Origin of the sequence: Myceligenerans xiligouense (assembly GCF_003814695.1) — a bacterium.
Taxonomy (GTDB): Bacteria; Actinomycetota; Actinomycetes; order Actinomycetales; family Cellulomonadaceae; genus Myceligenerans; species Myceligenerans xiligouense.
This window is the reverse complement of the sequence record NZ_RKQZ01000001.1, coordinates 3460252-3479217: the sequence shown is the minus strand read 5'-3', so window position 1 is coordinate 3479217 and position 18966 is coordinate 3460252. Positions and strand designations below refer to the sequence as shown.

Sequence of the window (18966 nt, the reverse complement as noted above, 5' to 3'; positions counted from 1 at the left end):
CCTGGACGAGGGATCGGCGGGGCGGTGCGTCGGAACCGGGCCTCGAACGGAGCCGGGCATCAGAACGGTTCGCGGTACAGGCGCCAGGCGGTGACGAGAACGACGACGGCGCCCGCGCCGGCGAGGACGAGCCCTTCGCCGGCCCACACCTGCCACCAGGCGTCGGTGGACGCGACGGTCTGGCCCAGTTTCACGGACTGCCAGGCCACGATCGCCGCGACGGGGACGCCGACGACGACGCAGTGCGCGATGGCGGAGACGCGATGCGGGATCACGGCGCCGGAGAAGAGCAGCATCCCGAGGGCTGCCGTCAGGACTCCCGCCCCGCCGTAGCCGGGAAGGTTGCCGGCGGCGGTGCGGACCCACGGGAGCATGGAGCCGATCAGGACGCAGAGGGCGCCCACGATCATCATCGTGCTGCCGGGATGGAAGATCCGGCGGCGCACGGTGGGCCGGGATGCGCTCGACGTCGAGGACATGCCCCTGATCGTAGGGCACCGGCGCCCCCGCGCCGCCGCCGGACCCGACGGTGCGCGGGGTCCGGCCCGCGAGCGGGTGCGCCGGCGCCTCGAACGGTCGGTCTCGCCCTGCCGGCGGCGCCGGCCCCCCGGCGGTGCCGCTGACCGGCCGCAGGCGACCGCTCGCCAGGCCGCGACCGCCGTCGGGCATCCAGGCACTTGCCGGTCCGGCGGGGCAGCCACTTGGCTCATCGTGGGAAGAGATGTGACCCGGGCCACAGGTCCCGGCCCGGTTCCTCCGGCACTGCTCTTCCGGTACTGCCGGACCGAGACGCAAAGGAGCGCAACATGTCCGACGACGTCATGACGCCGGAGGGCGGCCCACCGCCCGCCGACGCGGGCAACGGGTGGCGGAAGGAGTACTGGCGCAAGAACCTGCGGCTCATGGTGGCGCTGCTGATCGTCTGGTTCGCCGTCTCGTTCGGCTGCGGAATCCTTTTCGTGGAGCAGCTCAACCAGGTCGTGATCGCCGGCTTCCCCCTCGGGTTCTGGTTCGCCCAGCAGGGCTCGATCTACACGTTCATCGTGCTGATCCTCGTCTACGCCATCCGCATGGACCGGCTCGACCGTGAGTACGGCGTGCACGAGCGCGACCACGACGGGGGGCTGACATGACCGAGACACAGGTCTGGGCGCTCGTCTTCGTCGCCCTGACGTTCGCCCTCTACATCTACATCGCGTGGCGCAGCCGGGTGAAGGAGACGAAGGGCTTCTTCGTCGCCGAGCAGAACGTGCCGGCGGTCGCCAACGGTGCCGCGGTCGCGGCGGACTGGATGTCCGCGGCGTCGTTCATCTCGATGGCCGGGCTCATCGCGTTCCTCGGCTCGGACGGCTCCATCTACCTGATGGGCTGGACCGGCGGCTACGTGCTGCTGGCCCTCCTGCTCGCGCCGTACCTGCGCAAGTGGGGAAAGTTCACGGTCCCGGAGTTCGTCGGTGACCGGTTCAGCGAGACGGTGCGGTCCGTGTCCGCGGTGGTCGCGATCATCGTGTCCTTCACCTACGTGGTGGGGCAGATGGCCGGCGGCGGCATCGTGTTCTCGCGGTTCCTGGAGATCCCGCAGGCCGGCGGTGTCGCCATCGCGGCGGCCGTCATCTTCACCTACGCCGTGTTCGGCGGCATGAAGGGCATCACCTGGACCCAGGTGGCCCAGTACACGGTGATGATCGTCGCCTACCTGATCCCGGCGTGGGCCGTGGCGCACGCCATGACCGGCATCCCGATCCCGCAGGTGTCGTTCGGGCGGATCCTGGAGGAGCTCAACGCCCTCCAGGCGGAGTTCGGGCTCGACCAGTACACGCAGGCGTTCACCGCGCGGCCGCAGCTCGACGTGTTCCTCGTGACGATGGCGCTGATGATCGGCACCGCGGGTCTGCCGCACGTGATCATCCGCTTCTACACCACGAAGTCGGTGCGCGGGTCGCGCTGGTCGGCGCTGTGGGCCCTGGTGTTCATCGCGCTGCTGTACACGACGGCCCCGGCCGTCGGCGCGTTCACGAAGCTCAACCTGCTCGACGGCGTGCAGGGCAAGGCGGTCGACGCGCTCCCGCAATGGGTGCAGAACTGGCAGGCCACGGGACTGGTGGCGGTCTCCGAGAACGCGGAGACGGTCAACTCGGTCACGAACAACGCCGACGAGTTCGCGGCCGGGAACGCCGACCTGCTCGTCAACAACGACATCCTGGTGCTCGCCAGCCCGGAGATCGCGGGCCTGCCCGCGCCGATCGTCGGGCTCGTGGCGGCCGGTGGCCTCGCCGCGGCCATGTCGACCGCGGCAGGGCTGCTGCTGGTCATCTCCTCCTCGGTGTCGCACGACCTGTACTTCCGGTACGTGGACCACCACGCCTCGGAGGCGCGTCGCCTGGGTGTGAGCCGGATCGCGATGGGGCTCGCCGTGCTCGTCGCGATCTACTTCGGCATCAACCCGCCGGCGTTCGTGGCTCAGGTGGTCGCCTTCGCGTTCGGGTTGGCGGCGTCGACGTTCTTCCCGATCCTGGTGCTCGGCATCTTCTGGAAACGGGCGAACGCCGCCGGAGCGGTGTCCGGCATGCTCGCCGGCCTCGTGTTCACCTCGAGCTACATGATCTACACGCTCGAGGTGTTCGGGACCGAGAAGCACGAGCACATCTTCGGCATCAGCCCGGAGGGTATCGGCACGCTCGGCGCCGTGGTCAACCTGGTCGTGACGATCGTGGTCTCGATGGCCACCCGTCCGCCGTCGCACGAGGTCCAGGAGATGGTGGAGCAGATCCGCTACCCCTCCGAACGGGAGGAGACGCACGCCTAGCGGCCCACCCAGAACTGCCGGGGCGTGGCGGGCCCAGAGACCCCGCCCGCCCCGGCACCGGACCCGGCCCGGTGTCGGGAAGCTGCCTCCCCTGGCGTACCGCTTCCCGGCACCGGGCCGGCTGTTCCGCGGGAACTCATAGGGTTGTCCCCATGCACCTTGTCGCCGACTCGCTCGCCTTCTCGTATCCCGGGCGGGACGTCCTGCGAGGGGTCAGTGTCGCCGTCAACCCGGGCACACGACTCGGCGTCGTCGGGGAGAACGGCTCCGGGAAGTCCACGTTCCTGCACCTCCTGGCGGGCCGGCTCGCCCCGACCGGGGGAGAGGTCCGCCGTGCCGGCACCGTCGCGCTCGTCGAGCAGGAACTGCGGACCACGCCCGGCCAGACCGTCGGCGACCTCGTCGCCGCCACCCTCGACGGCCTGCGCCGGGCCGCCGCCGAGCTCGACGCCGCGGCCGCCGCCTTCGACCACGACACCGGCGACCTCGCCGAACTGCAGCGCACCCTCGCCCGCGCGGAGCACCTCGCCGTCTGGGACGCGGACCGCCGTGTCGACGTCGCCCTGACCCGCCTCGGCGCACCCCGCGACCCCGCCCGCCCCCTCGCCGAACTCAGCGTCGGCGAGCGGTACCGCGTCCGCCTGGCCTGCCGCCTCGCCGAACGCGCCGACCTGCTGCTCCTGGACGAACCCACCAACCACCTCGACACCGGTGCCATCGAGTTCCTCACCGGCGAGCTCGTGGCCTGGCGCGGGGGAGTGGCCGTCGTCACGCACGACCGCGAGCTGCTCGACGACCTCGCCACCGCCATCCTCGACCTCGACCCCTCGTGGGACGGCAGGCCCGTGCTCTACGGACAGCCCGGCTACCTGTCCTACCGCTTCGCGAAGAACCAGGCCCTGCACCGCTGGCGGCAGCGCTACCGGGCCGAGCGCAAGCGCGCCGCCCGCCTCGCCGACGTGCTCGACGCCTCCTACGAAGGGCTGTCCGACGAGTGGCGCCCGCCCAAGGGCTCCCAGAAGCACCGCCGTGCCACCCGCGCCCGCATCCACGTCAAGGCCGCCGACCGCCTCGTGGAGAAGCTCGAGGCCGAGGCGATCGAGGTGCCCGTCCCGCCGCCGGCGCTCGCGTTCCCCGACCTGCCCGCGATGTCGCCGGGCTGGGACGCGGGCGAACCGCTCGTCGAGGTGCGCAATCCGCGGATCGCGCTCACCGAGGCCAGGAAAAGTGTGCCAAGCGTCCTGCTGGATCTTCCGGGGACACGGGTCGCGGTACCGCCGTCCGGGCGGCTGCTGGTGACCGGGCCGAACGGGACCGGGAAGTCGACGCTGCTCCGGGTGCTCGCGGGGGAGGCGGGTCTCGACCGGGGGAGCCGGGTGTCCCGGGAGGGGGTGCGCATCGGCGTCGTCGGCCAGGAGAGCCCGGCGCTGACGCCCGAGGCCGCGCGGCGGACCGGGTTCGAGACCGCCGCCGACGAGGCGCTGTCGCTCCTCGCGGCCGGGGCGCTCGATCCCGACCACGTCGTGGCGGTGGCGTCCCTCGGCCTCCTGTCGGAGGAGGACCTGGACCGGCCGCTCGGCGAACTGTCCGTCGGTCAGCGTCGCCGGTTCGAGCTGGCGCGGGCGCTGCTGCACGTCCCGCACCTGCTGCTGCTCGACGAGCCCACCAACCACCTGTCGATCGATCTCGTGGACGAGCTGACGCGCGCCCTGACCACCACACCGGCCGCCGTGGTGGTCGCCACCCACGACCGCCGCATGCGCGAGGAGTTGTCGGACTGGCCGGAACTGACGCTGCGGTGAGAGGGGCCGCGTCCCCCTGACCTCACCCCGGGGCGCTAGCGGTTGAGGGCGCCGCGTTCGCGGCCCAGGTGGGTGCGGATCGTGGTGGCCAGGTCGCGCAGGTCCTGGTCGGCGCGGTCCACCGCGGTCTCGTCGAGGGTGACGCCCAGCAGATAGCGGCCCGAGCCGTGGTGCACCTCGACGACGAAGACCGCCCCCTTCTCGACGTCGAGCACGAGCCGGAGCACACGGCCGGAGTCGAGCTGGGCGAAGTCGTCGTCGAGCAGCTCCACCAGTGCCCGGAGGCCCTCGCCGTAGCGTTCGTAGACGCGGCGGTGCTCGTTCGCGTCGGCGAAGCCGAGGAGCGGCGCGAGGGCGGGATCCTCCAGGACGTCGACCCGGAAGATGCCCTTGCCGCGAAGGTGGTACTGCAGGTAGTGCAGGCTGTCGGGGCCGAGCCGTGACGTGCAGAGCGCCACGACGCCGTCGGTCTCCGGGCCGTAGGGCCGCAGAGCATGGTGCGAGACGTGTTCCGTGCGCGTCCGCATCTCGCGTGCGGCACGCGCCTCGGCCCGCCGGGCCCGGAGGTGGCCGAGCCGGTCGACGCCGAAGAGCAGCGCGCTGATGCCGCCCAGCACCCCGACGAAGATGACGCCCCGCCGCAGGCTGAAGTTCTCGTCCAGCAGCGACGCCATCCCCAGCTCGACGAGGAACGGGAGCAGGAGGGAACCGCCCAGGCCCGTGGCGACCTTGCCCGCGAGCTTCGTCTGCCGGTGCATGAGCCCCCCTCCGCGGGTGCCCAGGGTGGCACCTGGGAAGTTATACCTCATCCAGGTCATCTCGGGCGGTGCTGGCGCGCCCTCGACGCGCTGCCGTGGAGGCACCGGGGGCGTCGCGGCAACGGGCCGGGAGCGGCGTTCCCGGGCGCGTCCGGCGGGCGGTTCCGTCAGCCCAGGCGGCCGACGTGCGCCATCGCCTGACGCACGAGTGTGCCCTGGCCGTTCATCATCTCGGCCTGGACGGTGTCGGCGCAGGCCTCCTCCGGCGTCATCCAGGCGAGGTCGAGCGCGTTCTGCTGCGGACGGCAGTCACCGGTCACCGGCACGACGTAGGCGAGGGAGATCGCGTGCTGGCGCGGGTCGTGGAAGGAGGTGATCCCCGGGGTGGGGAAGTACTCCGCGATCGTGAACGGCTGCGGCGACGGCGGTACCTGCGGCAGTGCCACCGGCCCGAGGTCCTTCTCGATGTGGCGGAGCAGCGCGTCCCGCACCCGCTCGTGGTACATCACGCGGCCCGACACGAGCGCGCGTGTGATCGCGCCCTGCGTGTCCACACGCAGCAGCAGGCCGACGGCGACGACGTCCCCCGAATCGTCCACCCGCACCGGCACGGCATCCACGTACACCAGCGGGAGCTGCGCGCGGACCACCGCCAGGTCCTCCTCCGTGAGCCAGGCGGAGGTCTGGGAGTTGTCGCGGTAGAAGTCGTCGGCGGGGTAGTCCGCGGTGTCGGTCACGGACCTTTTCTACCAGGATCGGGTGCATCAGGCTGGAAATGGGGGCCTCACGGACAGGCACGACGGCGTGTCGCGGGAACCGGCGAGTGGTCAGGCGATCCGAGCCCCGCTGCCCGAGCGACTCGCGGACATCCGGCCCGGGCATGGCGACCATGCCGGTCACCACGAAGGCGATGTGCCGGCCTGAGGCTTGCGTCCGGGACCGGATGTGCTGTGCTGGAACGATGATTCCGCGAATCCGCCAGGTGGTGCTCGACACCACCGACGCCCGCGCTCTCGCCGAGTTCTACCGGAAGCTGTTCGGTCTCACGTACCGGCGCGGTGACAAGGCGCCCCCGCCGGGTGAGCCTGACCCGAACGGGCGCGACTGGCTCGTGCTGCGGAACGACAACGGGATGTCCCTCGCGTTCCAGCAGGTCGACCGTCTGCCCAGGCCGACCTGGCCTGACCCCGAGGTGCCGCAGCAGCTCCACCTCGACACCACGGTGCCCGACGTCGCCACGCTCCACGAGGCACGCGACCATGCCCTCGCGCTCGGTGCGGCGCAGCTCGATGACCGATCGGAGGACCCGGACGAGCCTCTCTACGTCTTCGCCGACCCGATGGGGCACCCGTTCTGCATCTTCGTGGAGTGATCGGCCCCTCGGAGATCCCGGGCCCACGTGGCCGTAGCGACGGAACAGCCGTTCGTCGAAGTCCCTCGAGGCGGGATGATGTGACGCGTGAACGCACCTGCCGAGAAGCTTCCGCCGCCGCCCGGCCGGGAGCCAGACCTTGATGACGACTTCGCGGAGCTGAGCCCCCGTCGATGGGTGCCGCACTACCTGCCGCAGTGGACCACGCCCGAACGATCCGTCGCCCGGTATCGCCTCGCCGAGAGTGGGGGCATCGAGCTGCGCATCGAGGAGGACCAGCTCGACTGGCGCCCCGAGGACGCGCCGCTGCGTGTCTCGAACCTGCAGACCGGCACCTACTCCGGCGCGGTCGGTTCACGACGCGGGACGCACCGGCACCGGGAGGACGGGCTCGTGGTGCGGACGGAGACGCCGCAGCAGCTGCTCTGGGCGCCGTCGGCCGGGCGCATCGACATCACCGTGTCCGCCAGTCTGGACGAGGGGTGCATGCTCGCGGCCTGGCTCGTCGGCACCGAGCACGTCAGCGAGGCCGACTCGGGCGAGATCTGCGTCTTCGAGATCGACGCGGACGCCATCGGGGACACCACCACCGCCCGGTCCGGGCTCAAGGCGCACCACGACCCGCGGATGACGACGGATATGGCCGAGGTCACCCTGCCATTCGACGCGAGCACCCAGCACACCTGGACGGTGCTCTGGGGCGAGGGGGAGACCGTCATCGGATGCGAAGGAGCCGTGCTGCGACGGATGCCGCAGGCGCCCGACTACCCGCTCTTCCTTATGATCGACCTCTTCGAGAGCGGCCCGCCGCGCGGACGGTACCCGAAGTCGGCGCTCCTGCATCGCGTCCGCGCCTGGCAGACCCTGTGACGGTGCCTCTGCTCGCCGGACACCGGCGCTGCGTGCCGAGGGCCTCCGGCCGGGGTAGACCTCGTAGGACATGAACGAAGCGGCGTGGCCCTCAGGGCCACGCCGCTTCCCGTGAAGTGCGCCATCAGGGACTCGAACCCCAAACCCGCTGATTAAGAGTCAGCTGCTCTGCCAATTGAGCTAATGGCGCCTACCGAGACCCCGCCACCCACGGTCCCGCCGCACACTACCGCGACCGTGAACCACGAGTGGGTCTGGGGCGTAAGCCCCAGGCTGGGGTGTGGGGGCCGCGCCCCCACAAGACATCAACGAAGCGAAGAGGCTCACACAGTGAGCACACCGCACCGATCGCTGAGTGCGCCATCAGGGACTCGAACCCCAAACCCGCTGATTAAGAGTCAGCTGCTCTGCCAATTGAGCTAATGGCGCGTAACGGTGAGCAACACTACCAGGACGGGGAGCCCCGCTCACAACCGAATAGGACGTGACCTGCGCGACAGCCCGGTCACAGATACAGGCCGGCCGCGCTCTCGCCCTCGTCGACCGTGTGCACGCCGTGCACGTCACGCTCCCGCAGCAGCACGTAGTCGGTCCCGCCGAGATCCACCTCGGCACGGTCCTCCGGGTCGAACAGCACACGGTCTCCCACGCCGACCTGCCGCACGTGCTCCCCCGCAGCGACCACCGTCGCCCAGGCGAGTCGCTTCGGGCCGGCCGCGGTCGCCGGGATCACGAGCCCGCCCGTGGACTGCCGCTCGGCCTTGTCCGTCTCCGGCTCGACGAGAAGACGATCGTGCAGCATGCGGATCGGAAGGCTGCCTGACGGGGCCTGCTCACCGGCAGGATTCTTGACGACGGAACTCACACCCCAACGCTACGCGACCGCCGAGGCGGCGACCGCCGTCGGACCGTGGCCGCTGCGGGATCCCGGCCGCCGTCGGACACGGTTACCGTGGGGTCCATGACGACACGGCTCGAGCCCGGCGACAAGGCACCCGACTTCGAACTCCCGACCGCCGGCGGCGGTTCCGTCTCACTCGGCGACCTCCGTGCGAGCGCCTCCCAGGGCGTCATCGTCTACTTCTACCCGGCCGCCTCCACGCCGGGATGCACCAAGGAGGCATGCGACTTCCGCGACTCGCTGGCCTCGCTGCAGGGGGCGGGCTACGCCGTGGTGGGCATCTCGCCGGACAAGGTCGCCAAGCTGGAGAAGTTCGCCGATGCCGAGTCGCTGACCTTCCCCCTCGCCTCCGACGAGGACCATGCGACGCTCGAGGCCTACGGCGCCTGGGGCGAGAAGAAGAACTACGGCAAGACCTTCGTGGGAGTCATTCGCTCCACGGTGGTCGTGGCACCGGACGGTTCGGTCTCCCTGGCGCAGTACAACGTCCGTGCCACCGGTCACGTGGCCCGCCTGCGCAAGGCGCTCGGCGTCGGCGAGTGAGCCGGGTGAGCGCCCGTACCCTCGTCCTCGACTTCGACGGCACGGTGTGCGTCGGGGACGGGCCGGTTCTCCTCTACGCCGAGGAGGTCGCCCGCCGTACGGGCCTGGACATCCGTGACGGCGTCGCACACTTCCTGCGGACCGGGCGGCTTCCGCGCGACGACACCCCCACCCCGGCGACCACGCACGCGCCCGAGGACGGCTATCAGGCCGTTGTCGCCCTGGCGTACGCCGCCGCGAGGCGTGGCGGCTCGCCGCTGCTCGACGGCACCCTGCTCCACGCCGCCTATCTCGCCTCGCGTGCCCGGTTCGCCGACGACGGCGCCGGGACCTCCCCACCCGAAGGGCTGCACGCCTTCCTCGACCGGATGCGGGCGTCCCGGACGCGCGTCGTGCTGGTCACGAACTCGCCGCTGACCGGGGTCGCCGACTGGCTGGAGCGCCACGGGACCGGGTCGCTCGTGGACGACGTCGTGCCGGATGCGGGCAAGCCCGCCGCGATGTCCGCGATTCTCCGCGCCCTGTTGTCCGGCACCGGCGCGGTGCCGGACACGCTGGTGTCGGTGGGCGACGTCCACGCGAACGACATCGCCCCTGCCCTCGCGATCGGAGCGTGCGGCGCCCACATCGACCGGTGGGCGTCCCGGCCGGGCCGGGCCACCTGGTCGGCGCCGGCCTTCGACGGGCTCTTCGAACCTCTCGTGGCGTGGTCGTCCGGCGAGAAAATGTCCATCGAGTCCGTACTGTGACCTCGAATTTGCCGGGGTGTTACCGCGTGGAAGGAAGGGGAGCCCCACCGCTCGCTAGCGTGACGTGAGTTCGCGGGCCCGATCTCGGCCGCGCCACCATCTGCACGAGGAGACATCTGATGAAGCGATCTGTGAGCATCGCCGCCGCCGCGGCGGCCGCGGCACTCGCCCTGACCGCCTGCGGCGGGGGCACCGACGACGGGTCGGGCACGGAGGAACGCGACCTGCCGGAGACCCTGACCCTCGGCCTCGTTCCCTCCCAGGACCAGGACCAGCTCGTCGAGGACGCCGAGGTGCTCGGCGACCTGCTCGGCGAGGAACTCGGCGTCGAGGTGGAGACCTCCGTGTCGACCGACTACGCCGCGCTCGTCGTGGCGATGCAGACGGAACAGGCCGACATCGGCATGTTCGGCCCGGTCGCCCTCGTCCAGGCCGTGGACCAGGCCGACGCCGAGGCGGTGCTGCAGTCGGTGCGCTACGGCTCCTCGACCTACCACACGCAGTGGATGACGAACGACCCGGACACGTACTGCCTCGACGAGGTCGTCACCGAGACGGACGACGACGGCAACGAGTTCGCCTTCTGCAACGGCGCCGAGGCCGTCGAGGGCCCCACGGGCGAGGACGCGCTCGCGCTCGTCGAGCAGGGCACGACGATCTCCTTCGTGGAGGAGGGCTCGGCCTCCGGCTACTACTACCCGGCCACCCAGCTCGCCGAGGTGCAGGGCATCGACCCGCTGACCGACATCACGTCGATCTACGCGGGCGGCCACCCGAACTCGGTGCTGAACGTCGTGCGCGGCGACGCCCCGATCGGCGTCTCCTTCAACGACGCCCGGGCCGAGGTTCTCGAGGAGGAGCCTGACGCCGGCACCGAGGCCGTCGTGTTCGCGTCGTCGCCCGAGATCCCGAACGACGGCGTGGCCGTCTCGGGGACGTTCGAGGACGCGACGACCACGCAGATCACCGACGCCTTCCTGGCACTGGCCGAGAGCGAGGAGGGTCTCGCGGCCCTCGACGCGGTCTACGGCATCGAGGGTCTGGAGCCCGCCGACCTCGACGCGCTGGACGCCGCGCGCCAGGTGGCGGCGAACTTCGGCGACGCGGAGTAGAGCCGGAGGCGGGCGCCGTGCCACGTCCGGTACGGCGCCCGCCGCAGCGAACGAGGAAACCGATGATCAGCTTTCGTGACGTGCACGTCACCTATCCGACCGGGACCAAAGGGCTCGACGGCGTGTCCCTGGAGATCCCCGACGGCCAGTTCGTCGTGGTCGTGGGACTCTCCGGGGCGGGCAAGTCCACTCTCATCCGCGCCATCAACGGACTCGTGCCCGTCACGTCCGGCGAGCTGGAGGTGAACGGTCAGCGGGTCGACGGGGCCCGCGGGGGCGCGCTGCGCCGTCTGCGGGCCGACGTCGGGATGATCTTCCAGGGCTTCAACCTGGTCACCCGCGTCAGCGTGCTGAAGAACGTCCTCATGGGCCGACTCGCGCACTCCCCGGTGGGTTCGCTGTTCGGCCTGTACCGCGCGGTGGACAAGGAGATCGCGTTCGACGCGCTCGACCGCGTCGGCATCATCGACAAGGCGTACGTGCGGGCGTCCCAGCTGTCGGGCGGCCAGCAGCAGCGCGTCGCGATCGCGCGTGTCCTGGCCCAGCAGGCTCAGGTGGTCCTCGCCGACGAGCCCGTGGCCTCCCTCGACCCGCCCACCGCGAACGCCGTCATGGCCGACCTGCGGCGGGTGCAGCGGGAACTGGGCATCACGACCGTCGTCAACCTGCACTTCCTGGACCTCGCCAAGAACTTCGCCGACCGCATCATCGGGATGCGTGCCGGGAAGGTCGTGTTCGACGGGCCCGCCGAAGAGGCCGACGACAAGGTGTTCGAGGACATCTACGGCCGCTCCCTGAGCATCGAGGACGTCTCGACCTTCGAGGTGGACCGCCTGACATGACCGCCACGACCAGCGCGGCGCCCGCCCGGGGCCGCGCGATGCCGCCGAAGCCCCGCCGGCCGTGGGGCCTGTACGCGGGACTCTTCGTCTGCGCGGTCATCACCGTGTGGGCCGCGATCGGCATCGACTTCACGCTCGGGCCGCTGTTCTCCGACCTCACCCGGGGCCAGGAGGTCGTCGCCGAGTTCTTCCGCCCGGACTGGGAGTTCGCCTGGCGGGTCCGGGAGCAGTGGATCGAGACGCTCCAGCTCGCCGTCGTCGCCAGTTTTCTCGGCTGCCTCCTCGCGCTCGTCCTGGCCCACATGGCCAGCGACGTCACCGCCCCGCCCTGGATGGCCCGCACGCTCAAGGCGCTGCTCGCCGTCGAGCGCTCGCTGCCCGACGTCGCGTGGGCGCTGCTGGCGGTCGCCGTCGTCGGCAACGGGGCGCTGGCGGGCATCCTGGCCCTGTTCGCGTTCAACGTGGGCGTCGCGGCGAAGCTCACGGCGGAGAGCGTCGACGCCGTCGACCGCGGGCCCGTCGAGGCCGCCACCGCCGTGGGCGCGGGCGCGTTGCAGCGCGCCGTCGCGGCGGTGCTGCCCCAGGTCATGCCGAACTTCCTGTCGTACTCGTTCTACGTCTTCGAGCTGAACATCCGCGCCTCGCTCGTGATCGGTCTGGTCGGCGCCGGAGGCATCGGCCAGGTCATCAAGACCGAGCTGTCCCGCTTCCAGTACTCGCACATCTCCGCGATCGTGGCGGTCTTCATCGTCGTCGTGTTCGTGCTGGACCAGGTCTCCGCGTGGCTGCGCAGGAGGCTGATATGAGCACCGTCGAGACCCGCCCGACCGCCTCCGGCGCGGCCCGCGCGGACCGGCCCAAGCGGCCCAACCCGTGGAAGCAGGTCACCGGTTCCCTGGTGACCGCCGTGATCGTGGTGCTGTGCGTCGTCACCGTGGACGCCCAGTGGTCCCGCCTGTCCGAGGCGCCCGGCATCCTCGGCGACTACCTGCGGCTGATGACGCGCGGCGTGCTGCAGAACCCGATGGCCGACCCGAACTCCGAGTACTGGACCAAGGCCTTCGAGTACATGGTCGAGTCGCTGCAGATGGCGTGGATCGGCACGCTCGTCGGGGCGGCGCTGTCGTTCCCGATGGCATTCCTCGCCGCCCGGAACATCTCGCCCCGGCCGGTCGTGTTCGTCACGCGGCAGATCCTCAACGTGATCCGCGCGATCCCGGAACTCATCCTGGCGATCGCGATCATGCTGCCGATCTTCGGGCTCGGACCGCTGGCGGGCGCGCTGGCGCTCGGCGTCGGCTCCGTGGGGACGCTCGGGAAGCTCGGCAGCGAGGCGATCGAGGCGGTGGACCCCCGGCCGATCGAGGCGGTCTCGGCGACCGGTGCGCGGCCGCTCCACGTGCTCGCCTGGGGTGTGCTGCCGCAGGCGCTGCCCGAGATCGTGGCCCTCTGGCTCTACCGGTTCGAGATCAACATCCGTGCCGGGGCGATCCTCGGCGCGGTGGGCGCCGGCGGCATCGGCTCGATCCTCACCCAGCTCTTCGCGGCCCGGCTCTGGGACCGGATCGGGATCACGCTGTTCATCATCATCGCCGTCACCGTGCTGGTGGACCAGATCTCGGCGTGGGTGCGGCACCGGATCATCGCGGGCGGCGGCAAGGACCTGGCAGCGGAGGCGGAGGCGCTGTCGTAGCGGAAGGCCGCATACACTGAGGTCCGCGCGCGAGTGGCGTAATTGGCAGCCGCGCCAGGTTTAGGTCCTGGTGTCTTCGGACGTGCGGGTTCGAGTCCCGCCTCGCGCACTCGTGGGCCACCCGATTCCGGCCACTGCGGAGCTGATGCCCCGGGCGGACGACGGACTCGACGGCGTTGTTGACCTGGCATACAGTCCGTGCCATGACCGACGTCGTTCATCCTTCCTCGCCCGCGGACCTGCTGGACATCGAGTCCGAGTTCAGCGCCGCCGAGCTCGCCGTGCGCGATCGTGTGCGGGAGTTCGCGGACCGGCGGATCCGGCCGAACATCGCGCGGTGGTTCGGCGACGGCGTGTTCCCGCGCGAGATCGTGCCGGAGCTCGGGGAGCTGGGGCTGCTCGGGATGCATCTGGACGGGTACGGCTGTGCCGGCCGCTCCGCCGTCGAGTACGGCCTGGCCTGCCAGGAGCTCGAGGCCGGGGACTCCGGCATCCGCACCTTCGTGTCGGTCCAGGGCTCGCTCGTGATGTCCGCGATCCACAAGCACGGCTCGCCCGCACAGCAGGAGGAGTGGCTGCCGCGGCTCGCGCGCGGCGAGGCGATCGGCTGCTTCGGGCTCACCGAACCCGGCGCCGGCTCCGACCCCGCGAGCATGACCACGCGCGCCCGCCTCGTCGGCGGCGAGTGGGTGATCGACGGGGCCAAGCGGTGGATCGGCCTCGCGTCCATCGCGGACGTCGCGGTGATCTGGGCGAAGGTGTCCGACGACGACGCGGCGGCCTCCCCGGCGGCATCGGCGCGGACCTCCGCCGTCGTCCCCGACGGGTCCCGCCGCGAGCGTGTCCGCGGCTTCCTGGTGCCGACGTCGTCGGCCGGCTTCACCGCTACGCCCATCGAGCCCAAGCTGTCGATGCGCGCCTCGATCCAGTGCGACGTCGTGCTGAGGAGCGTCCGCGTGCCCGAGGACGCGATCCTCCCCGAGAACCCCGGCCTGCGCGGGCCGTTCGCCTGCCTGGACGAGGCGCGCTACGGCATCGTCTGGGGCTCGGTGGGGGCCGCGCGGGACGCATTCGAGGCGGCGCTGACGTACGCCGGCGAGCGCGTCCAGTTCGGGGTGCCGGTCGCGTCGCACCAGCTCACGCAGGAAAAGCTGGTCAACATGGCGCTGGAGATCAGCAAGGGCCAGCTCATGGCGCTGCGGATCGGGCGGCTCAAGGACGCCGGGCGGCTGGAGGCCCACATGATCTCGGCGGGCAAGCTGAACAACGCCCGCATGGCGATCGAGGTGTGCCGCACCGCCCGCACGGTGCTCGGCGGCAACGGGGTCACGCTCGACCACTCGCCGCTGCGCCACGCGAACAACCTGGAGTCCGTGCGCACCTACGAGGGCACCGACGAGGTCCACACCCTGATCCTGGGCCGCCACCTGACAGGCATCCAGGCCTTTCGCTGAGGCGCGCGGTCGGTCCGACGTCGTCGAGCGCGGACCGGTGGTCCGGGACGTACGATTCTCCGGTGAGTCAGCACCAGTCCGCCCCCGACCTGTCCCGGTTCCGCACGTCTCCCGTGAGCTTCGCGTCCCGGTCCGGGCGGTTGACCACCGGGCAGCAGCGAGCCTGGGACACCCGGCGAGGCGTCTACCTGGTGGACGTGCCCCGGCACCTCGGGCGGATGTCGGTGGACCCGGAGTGGCGGTTCGATGCGGCCGCGGTGTACGGGCGGGCGGCGCCGCTGGTGCTGGAGGTCGGGTCGGGCCAGGGCGACGCGATCGTCACGGCCGCCGCCGCCGACCCGGATCGCGACTACCTGGCCGTCGAGGTGTACCGGCCGGGTGTCGCGCAGGTGATGGTGCGTGCCGACCGGGCGGCAGGGGAGCGTGCCGGGGAGACGGCGGAACCGGACGGGCCCGGGCTCCCGAATCTCCGGGTGATGCAGGTCAACGCCGCGGAGCTGCTGGACACCGCGATCCCGGCCGGGTCGCTCGACGAGGTGTGGACCTTCTTCCCCGACCCGTGGCACAAGTCCCGGCACCGCAAGCGGCGGCTCGTGGCCCCCGCGTTCGCCGAGAAGGTGGCCCGGGCGCTGCGCCCCGGAGGGGTCTGGCGGCTCGCGACCGACTGGGCGGAGTACGCCGAGCAGATGCTCGACGTCCTGGAGGTCGCCCCCGGCCTCCGCAACGCCCACGGCCCCCGCGGGACGGCGCCCCGCTTCGAGGGCCGCGTCATCACGGGCTTCGAGCGCAAGGCACACAAAGCAGGCCGCGCCATCACCGACCTCACCTACATCCGGCAGTAGACGGCCCCGCCACTACTGACCGGGGTTCATCAGGGTCAGGGGGCGTTCGGGGAGGACTGGGCCGCCGTCTTCGCGTCCTCGTGGGCGTCGGCCAGCCGGCGCTCGCGGGCGTTGAGCGCGCCCGTCATCATGCCGTAGATCGCGATGGCGCCCAGGACCTGGACGAGCACGTCGTCGAACGACAGGTTGCGGCCGCGGCCCAGGACGCCCTGGAGGAGCTCGTCGACACCCGCGATCACGGCCGTGGCCACGATGACACGCCAGCCCGACGTGAGCGCCTTCCAGCGCAGCGGGGCCACCGTGGCGAACGGCGCGAGCAGCAGGAAGTTGCCGGCGACGACGGCGACCTGCGGCGGCACCTGGGTGAGGCCGTGCTCCGGGATCCAGCTCGTGAACCAGTACTCGAACGTCGCCCCGAGTTCCGTGAACGGGATGAGGTTGGGCGTCAGCGTCCCGGGACTCGCGTGGACCCCCAGGGTGACCCAGACGTAGACGGCGGCGTGCAGGGCCAGGACGACGTCGAGTATCCAGCCCGCCTCGGCGCGCTCCGCGTCGGAGCGGAGGCTCGCATGGTGCACGATGGCGATCGCGGCCGCCACCAGGCTGATCGCGATGGCGATCGGGGCGAGGTCGAGTCCGCCGAGGACTCCGGTCATGGGTGCTCCTGAACGTTCGGTGCCGGGCAAAGCAGCCTCAATCTACCGGTCCCGACGGCCGATGACGTCGAAACCGTGCCGCTCGCCGGGCCGCCGAGCGCGTCACCGCTCCAGGCGGATCACCACGGACTTCGACGCCGGGGTGTTGCTGCCCTCGGCCGTGTGGTCGAGGGGCACCAGCACGTTCGTCTCGGGGTAGTAGGCGGCGGCGCAGCCCTTCGCCGTCGGGAACGCGATCACGCGGAAGCCGGGCGCGCGGCGGTCGGCCGTCCCGCCCTCGCCGTCGGGCCATTCGGAGACCAGGTTCACCGTCTCGCCGTCCGCGACGCCGAGTTCCTCCAGGTCCCGCGGGTTCACGAACACGACGCGGCGCCCGCCCGTCACACCCCGGTACCGGTCGTCCTGGCCGTAGATCGTGGTGTTGAACTGGTCGTGGCTGCGGACGCTCTGCAGCAGCAGGCGACCCTCCGGTACCCGCACCACCTCCAGCGGGTTCACGGTGAACCGCGCCTTCCCGGTCGCCGTCGGGAACACGCGGGCGTCCCGGGGCGGGTGGGGCAGCACGAACCCGCCGGGCTCGGCCACGCGGCGCTCGAAGTCCTCGAACCCCGGGACCACGCGCGAGATGGAGTCCCGGATCCGGGAGTAGTCGGCGGCGAACGACTCCCACGGCGTCGGGTCGTCGTCGCCGAGCACCCGCCGGGCCAGGCCGGCGACGATCGCCGGCTCGCTCCACAACATGTCCGACGCCGGCCGCAGCGTGCCGCGCGAGGAGTGCACCACGCTCATGGAGTCCTCGACGGTCACGAACCGCGGGCCCGTGGCGGTGCCGGACGACAGCGCGTCGCCGCCGGGACCGGTGGCCGACAGAGAGCCGGCGGTACCGGCGTGAGCGTTTCCGGATCGGCCCGCGCCGTCGTCCCGCTCCGTGCGGCCGAGGCACGGCAGGATCAGCGACCGCCGGCCCGGCACCACATGCGAGCGGTTGAGCTTGGTGGAGACGTGCACCGTGAGCGGCACGCGGCGCAGGGCCGCCTCGGTGAGCTCCGTGTCCGGTGTGGCCGCGGCGAAGTTGCCGCCCATGGCCATGAAGACGCGGATGCGGCCGTCGCGCATCGCGCGGACCGTGTCCACCGTGTCGAGGCCGGGCTCGCGCGGCGGGTCGAAGCGGAACTCGGCGCCGAGCGCGTCGAGGAACGCCGCGGGCGGGCGTTCCCAGATGCCCATGGTGCGGTCGCCCTGCACGTTGCTGTGCCCGCGTACCGGGCAGGCGCCCGCGCCCGGCCGGCCCACGTTGCCGCGCAGCAGCAGGAAGTTCACCACCTCGCGGATGGTCGCGACGGCCTTCTTGTGCTGGGTCAGTCCCATCGCCCAGCAGACGACGATCTTCCGGGCGCCGACGACGTCGTCCACGAAGCCCTCGATCTCGGACCGGTCGAGCCCGGTGGCGGTGCCCACGTCCGACCAGGACAGCGCGCGCCACGCCGCGGCGGCCGCCTCGAAGCCGTCGGTGTGCGCGGCGATGAAGTCGTGGTCGAGGACCGGCGGCCGGGAACCGGCTCCGGCGGAGTCCGTCGCCGTGCCCGGCCCGGTGGGCCCCGCCGCGTCCCGGCCGGCGCTCGCGCCGTCGTCCCGCTCGACCAGCAGGCGGTTCACCGCCTGGAACAGCGCGAGGTCGCCGGCGAGCCGGACCTGGAGGAACCGGTCGGCGAGCCGCGTCCCGCGGCCGAGCGTGCCGCGCACGCGCTGCGGGTTCTTGAACGTCCGCAGCCCGGCCTCGGGCAGGGGGTTGATCGCGACGATCCGCGCGCCCCGGTCCTTCGCCGCCTCCAGGGCGGTGAGCATGCGCGGGTGGTTGGTCCCGGGGTTCTGCCCGACGACGACGATCAGGTCCGCGTGGTCGGTGATGTCCGCCAGGGACACGCTGCCCTTGCCGACGCCGAGCGTCTCGACCAGCGCCGTGCCCGACGACTCGTGGCACATGTTCGAGCAGTCGGGCAGGTTGTTCGTGCCCAGCCGGCGTGCGAGGAGCTGGTAGAGGAACGCCGCCTCGTTGCTGGTGCGGCCCGACGTGTAGAAGGCGGCCCGGTCCGGCGTGCCGGCCTCGCGCAGCGCGCGGAGCTCGCCGGCGACCAGGTCGAGGGCGTCGTCCCAGGAGACCGGACGGTAGTGGTCGGCGTCCGTGTCGCGCAGCATCGGTTCGGTCAGCCGCCCCGACTTGCCGAGCCGGTGGTCCGTCCAGGTCGCGAGCTCGCCGAGGGGGTGCTCGGCGAAGAACGCGGCGTCGGCCCGGGCGCGCGTGGACTCCTCGGCGACCGCCTTGGCGCCGTTCTCGCAGAACTCGGCCAGGTGGGGCTTGCCGGGCTCGGGCCAGGCGCATCCCGGGCAGTCGAAGCCACGGTGCTGGTTGACGAGGCGCAGGGCCTTCAGGCCGCGGGCGAGTCCGGGCTCCTCGACGACGTCGGCCATCGCGTGCACGACGCCGGCCACCCCCGCCGCCGTGCGCTGCGGCGGCCCGACGTCCAGCGTCGGTTCGGGGGATCCGGTGCGGGCGTCGTCACTCACG

General features: G+C 71.7%; 19 protein-coding genes and 3 tRNA genes. 14 read left to right on the top strand and 8 right to left on the bottom strand.

Features of this window, described 5'->3' with window-relative positions:
- Positions 1-59: 59 nt before the first annotated feature.
- Positions 60-479 carry a hypothetical protein gene (locus EDD34_RS15160; protein ID WP_123815311.1) on the bottom strand — a complete coding sequence of 140 codons (420 nt, stop codon included), beginning with the start codon at positions 477-479 and terminating at the stop codon, positions 60-62.
- Between the two features lie 327 nt (positions 480-806).
- On the opposite strand from EDD34_RS15160, the gene EDD34_RS15155 reads away from it, so the two are divergent.
- The 3 genes from EDD34_RS15155 (at position 807) to EDD34_RS15145 (ending at position 4608) form a co-directional block, all read left to right on the top strand.
- Positions 807-1133: a DUF4212 domain-containing protein gene (locus EDD34_RS15155; RefSeq protein ID WP_123815310.1), complete on the top strand. Its 327-nt coding sequence runs from the start codon at positions 807-809 to the stop codon at positions 1131-1133.
- The gene (locus EDD34_RS15150; RefSeq protein WP_123815309.1) at positions 1130-2806 is read left to right on the top strand and encodes a sodium:solute symporter family protein; all 1677 of its coding nucleotides are present in this window, start codon (positions 1130-1132) and stop codon (positions 2804-2806) included. The genes EDD34_RS15155 and EDD34_RS15150 overlap by 4 nt, the downstream gene beginning before the upstream one ends.
- 152 nt (positions 2807-2958) lie before the next feature.
- Positions 2959-4608 (top strand): ABC-F family ATP-binding cassette domain-containing protein, encoded by a 1650-nt coding sequence (locus EDD34_RS15145; protein ID WP_123815308.1) that lies wholly within the window; start codon positions 2959-2961, stop codon positions 4606-4608.
- Positions 4609-4643: 35 nt separating this feature from the next.
- Here EDD34_RS15145 and EDD34_RS15140 read toward each other — a convergent pair whose 3' ends face one another.
- Positions 4644-5366, bottom strand: a complete 723-nt coding sequence (locus tag EDD34_RS15140; RefSeq protein WP_123815307.1) for a hypothetical protein — start codon at positions 5364-5366, stop codon at positions 4644-4646.
- A 167-nt stretch (positions 5367-5533) separates the two neighbouring features.
- Positions 5534-6103, bottom strand: coding sequence for an NUDIX hydrolase family protein (locus tag EDD34_RS15135; protein WP_123815306.1), 570 nt, complete (start codon positions 6101-6103; stop codon positions 5534-5536).
- Between the two features lie 224 nt (positions 6104-6327).
- Here EDD34_RS15135 and EDD34_RS15130 point away from each other — a divergent pair, with 224 nt between their 5' ends.
- Complete coding sequence (locus tag EDD34_RS15130; protein ID WP_123815305.1) at positions 6328-6738, top strand: VOC family protein; 411 nt, start codon at positions 6328-6330, stop codon at positions 6736-6738.
- Positions 6739-6825: 87 nt separating this feature from the next.
- The gene (locus EDD34_RS15125) at positions 6826-7608 is read left to right on the top strand and encodes a hypothetical protein (protein WP_123815304.1); all 783 of its coding nucleotides are present in this window, start codon (positions 6826-6828) and stop codon (positions 7606-7608) included.
- A 117-nt stretch (positions 7609-7725) separates the two neighbouring features.
- Here the strand turns inward: EDD34_RS15125 and EDD34_RS15120 are convergent.
- The 3 genes from EDD34_RS15120 to EDD34_RS15110 all read right to left on the bottom strand — a co-directional run bounded on the left by EDD34_RS15120 (position 7726) and on the right by EDD34_RS15110 (position 8410).
- A tRNA-Lys gene (locus EDD34_RS15120) sits at positions 7726-7798 on the bottom strand.
- A gap of 166 nt (positions 7799-7964) precedes the next feature.
- Positions 7965-8037, bottom strand: a tRNA-Lys gene (locus EDD34_RS15115).
- A 76-nt stretch (positions 8038-8113) separates the two neighbouring features.
- Entirely contained in the window at positions 8114-8410 is a 297-nt protein-coding gene (locus tag EDD34_RS15110) for a GroES family chaperonin (RefSeq protein WP_123816574.1), read from the bottom strand.
- Between the two features lie 159 nt (positions 8411-8569).
- On the opposite strand from EDD34_RS15110, the gene EDD34_RS15105 reads away from it, so the two are divergent.
- The 9 genes from EDD34_RS15105 to trmB all read left to right on the top strand — a co-directional run bounded on the left by EDD34_RS15105 (position 8570) and on the right by trmB (position 15744).
- A complete protein-coding gene (locus tag EDD34_RS15105; protein ID WP_123815303.1) occupies positions 8570-9052 on the top strand; it encodes a peroxiredoxin in 483 nt (160 codons plus the stop codon).
- A gap of 5 nt (positions 9053-9057) precedes the next feature.
- On the top strand, positions 9058-9801 hold the full coding sequence (locus tag EDD34_RS15100) for an HAD family hydrolase (RefSeq protein WP_123815302.1): 744 nt from the start codon (positions 9058-9060) through the stop codon (positions 9799-9801).
- A 119-nt stretch (positions 9802-9920) separates the two neighbouring features.
- A complete protein-coding gene (gene phnD, locus EDD34_RS15095) occupies positions 9921-10913 on the top strand; it encodes a phosphate/phosphite/phosphonate ABC transporter substrate-binding protein (protein WP_123815301.1) in 993 nt (330 codons plus the stop codon).
- Between the two features lie 62 nt (positions 10914-10975).
- Positions 10976-11755 carry a phosphonate ABC transporter ATP-binding protein gene (phnC, locus tag EDD34_RS15090; RefSeq protein WP_123815300.1) on the top strand — a complete coding sequence of 260 codons (780 nt, stop codon included), beginning with the start codon at positions 10976-10978 and terminating at the stop codon, positions 11753-11755.
- Positions 11752-12561 carry a phosphonate ABC transporter, permease protein PhnE gene (phnE, locus tag EDD34_RS15085; protein WP_123815299.1) on the top strand — a complete coding sequence of 270 codons (810 nt, stop codon included), beginning with the start codon at positions 11752-11754 and terminating at the stop codon, positions 12559-12561. Before phnC ends, phnE (EDD34_RS15085) begins: the two co-directional genes overlap by 4 nt.
- On the top strand, positions 12558-13448 hold the full coding sequence (phnE, locus tag EDD34_RS15080; protein WP_123815298.1) for a phosphonate ABC transporter, permease protein PhnE: 891 nt from the start codon (positions 12558-12560) through the stop codon (positions 13446-13448). Before phnE (EDD34_RS15085) ends, phnE (EDD34_RS15080) begins: the two co-directional genes overlap by 4 nt.
- Before the next feature lie 27 nt (positions 13449-13475).
- A tRNA-Leu gene (locus EDD34_RS15075) sits at positions 13476-13557 on the top strand.
- Positions 13558-13651: 94 nt separating this feature from the next.
- Positions 13652-14902, top strand: coding sequence for an acyl-CoA dehydrogenase family protein (locus EDD34_RS15070; protein ID WP_123815297.1), 1251 nt, complete (start codon positions 13652-13654; stop codon positions 14900-14902).
- A 62-nt stretch (positions 14903-14964) separates the two neighbouring features.
- Entirely contained in the window at positions 14965-15744 is a 780-nt protein-coding gene (gene trmB / locus EDD34_RS15065) for a tRNA (guanosine(46)-N7)-methyltransferase TrmB (protein WP_246012473.1), read from the top strand.
- A gap of 35 nt (positions 15745-15779) precedes the next feature.
- Here trmB and EDD34_RS15060 read toward each other — a convergent pair whose 3' ends face one another.
- Both EDD34_RS15060 and EDD34_RS15055 read right to left on the bottom strand, forming a co-directional pair.
- Positions 15780-16400, bottom strand: coding sequence for a VanZ family protein (locus EDD34_RS15060; RefSeq protein WP_123815296.1), 621 nt, complete (start codon positions 16398-16400; stop codon positions 15780-15782).
- A gap of 102 nt (positions 16401-16502) precedes the next feature.
- A complete protein-coding gene (locus EDD34_RS15055) occupies positions 16503-18965 on the bottom strand; it encodes an FdhF/YdeP family oxidoreductase (protein ID WP_123815295.1) in 2463 nt (820 codons plus the stop codon).
- Position 18966: the final 1 nt, after the last annotated feature.